Annotated in this window: 2 protein-coding genes and 1 pseudogene; 1 reads left to right on the forward strand and 2 read right to left on the reverse strand. The window is 67.7% G+C overall.

Features of this window, described 5'->3' with window-relative positions:
• Positions 1-383, forward strand: a pseudogene (locus IE312_RS19685) (SAM-dependent methyltransferase); the annotation flags it as partial.
• A gap of 402 nt (positions 384-785) precedes the next feature.
• On the opposite strand, the gene IE312_RS19690 reads toward IE312_RS19685, so the two are convergent.
• Together IE312_RS19690 and IE312_RS19695 are read right to left on the reverse strand one after the other, a co-directional pair.
• Positions 786-1,346: a hypothetical protein gene (locus IE312_RS19690; RefSeq protein WP_189983543.1), complete on the reverse strand. Its 561-nt coding sequence runs from the start codon at positions 1,344-1,346 to the stop codon at positions 786-788.
• A gap of 468 nt (positions 1,347-1,814) precedes the next feature.
• Positions 1,815-2,326 (reverse strand): tetratricopeptide repeat protein (locus IE312_RS19695; RefSeq protein WP_189983545.1); only part of this gene is annotated, 512 nt, incomplete at its 5' end.

The raw sequence follows: 2,326 nt of genomic DNA on the forward strand, positions 1-2,326 counted from the left end.
CTGCGGCTGCGATCAACCGCTATGCCTCGCTCTTCGAGCACGTCACATACTCTCACCTGCACAAAGAGCGGATTTACGATTCCGTCTTCAAGATTCTTGAGACGGCCGTCTACGACGGCGTACGAGGCTTCACCGTCTCCTACTTCCACCGAGCCGAAGAGCTAGTGGCCGAGCTTGTCGCGTCCGGCCTGCCCGACGTGCAGGTCTTCGGGATTGAGGGGCCCGCATGGTCGCTGGTCAAGACGGCAGAGCAGCAGCCGGGCGAGGGGCCCACGGACGACCTGATTGCCTCCGCTATGGCTGCCGCGCGTATGGCGGAGCCGTACCCGGAGCTACTCGCCGTCAGCTCACACCTTCTGGCTGTGGGAACGGCTCCGAACTGATACCTGCCCAACTGCCTTACATCGGGTTGGTGTACGCCAACCCGTACGCCAACAGTGGGGTACAACGACGACCGGAGGCGACACGCTATGACCTGCATCACGGGGCGCGCCTCCGCTCAGACTCGGCCTGAAAAACGGAAGGTCGTTGGGCGGCGGCCGTCAGGCCCGCCCGCGCGTCTCGCAGGCGGCTGCCGGGGGCGGGCCAACGACTGAGCTGCAACTGTCTCCACGGGTTCAGGGCGGCTCGTTCCGCTCTCCGCGCTGGCCCGGCCCCCGGCCGGCCCGGCGCTCCTGCCTTCGTCCCGCTCCAGCTCGGCCGGAGCCCGTGCCACGCGCACAGCAATTCAGCCGCTTACCGTCACAGAGGGGGCTGCTGTAGGCAGCTGCATGGCGGCTCTCGCGCTACTTCCCGCGCCATCGGAGTGCTCGAACGCGTTGCTGGAGGCGGAGCCACTCCTCATCGTCGACAACGACTCGCAACCTGCCGCTGCTGCCAGCGCCGAACATGATCTGTGGCGTTCCATCTTCAGTCCATTGCACCTCCGGATCAGGGGGGCTGTGGAAGCCCATCTGCGCCATCTGCCAACCCCATTGGGCCGCGTCACGCATGACCGCCTCCACAGCGCTACGCCTGAGACCGGTTAGCTCGGTTTCGACAGGCGCCGTCCCTCCGCGGGGTTCATTATCTTCGGCTGGTGTCCCGCGCTCGCGCGGGCTGCGCGCAGCGAGCTGTGCGTCACCGCTGGCGGCGGTCGTCATGTTGTCGACCATGTCGAGAGGACTGGGGATAGTGGTTTCGAACTCCTGACCAGCGACCCTCATGCGAAAGTTCCGCCCCTTGAACCACGCGATGATGGAGGACCGCGCTACCGGACTGCGCCGAAGCTGAACCATCGCTGTCAGGCCGATGACCAGCACAACGACCGGCCACTTCAGGGAGGAGATGAACTCCAAGACGCTCATGCCGGCCATCGTGCCGTAGCGCGGATGCGGGGACGCCTTGAACGATCGAACCTGGCGATGCTGACGAGTTCGCCTGCGTATCTAACTGATGACCGTGTCCCAGCGAGAGAGCGGGTGGCGAAGCTGTCAAGTTCGCCTGTGGCGGCTGACACCAATAGCCCCGGACTTGAGCGGTCAGCGCCAAGCCCCGGCGGACGGTCAGCCGAGGGCCACGGCCGGTTGACTGCCGAGTGGTGTGCGGCCATCCTCCGGCCAACAGACCACCGGACGACCTCCGGCTGATGGAGGATGCCCAGTTCACGGGCCTAGTCGCGTTTGATCGGTGGCCGGTCTTGAAAACCGCCGTGGTGCAGGGCGGTGAGGAGTGGCACCCGCGGAGGGCAACGGGACCGTAGGCGTACGCCAACACCCCGCTACCCGTGCGACCAGCCCGCCAGGCTCGGGGATGGTGTTGGATCCCGCCGGCCTTCAGGTGTGGGGTGTCTCTCCCGTCTTCCCCCGCCAGTGGGCGAGGTTGTGGCGGGTGGTCAGGGTGTCGGGGTGGTCCTCACCCAGCACCCGCAGGCGGTCGGGCAACAGCTCCTCGAACGCGGCGGCGGCGCCGGCCGCGTCTCCCGCCTCGCCCCGCCAGTGGGCGAGGTTGTTGCGGGTGGTCAGGGTGTGGGGGTGGTCCTCGCCCTGCACCCGAACTTGGTCGGCCAGCAGGTGCTCGAGCGCGGCTGCGGCTCCGGCCGTGTCTCCCGACTCTCCCCGCCAGGTGGCGAGGTTATTGCGGGTGGTCAGGGTGTCGGGGTGGTCCTCACCCAGCACCCGCAGGCAGTCGGCCAGCAGGTGCTCGTACGCGGCGGCGGCTCCGGCCGCGTCTCCCGACTCTCCCCGCCAGTGGGCGAGGTTGTGGCGGGTGGTCAGGGTGTCGGGGTGGTCCTCACCCAGCACCCGCAGACAGTCGGCCAGCAGCTCCTCGTACGCGGCGGCGGCTC

The organism is Streptomyces capoamus, from assembly GCF_014654935.1.
GTDB classification, from domain to species: Bacteria; Actinomycetota; Actinomycetes; order Streptomycetales; family Streptomycetaceae; genus Streptomyces; species Streptomyces capoamus.

Bases quoted from the DNA above. Each gene is read 5' to 3' on its own strand.
- IE312_RS19690 (WP_189983543.1), bottom strand. From the start codon at position 1,346: ATGAGCGTCTTGGAGTTCATCTCCTCCCTGAAGTGGCCGGTCGTTGTG.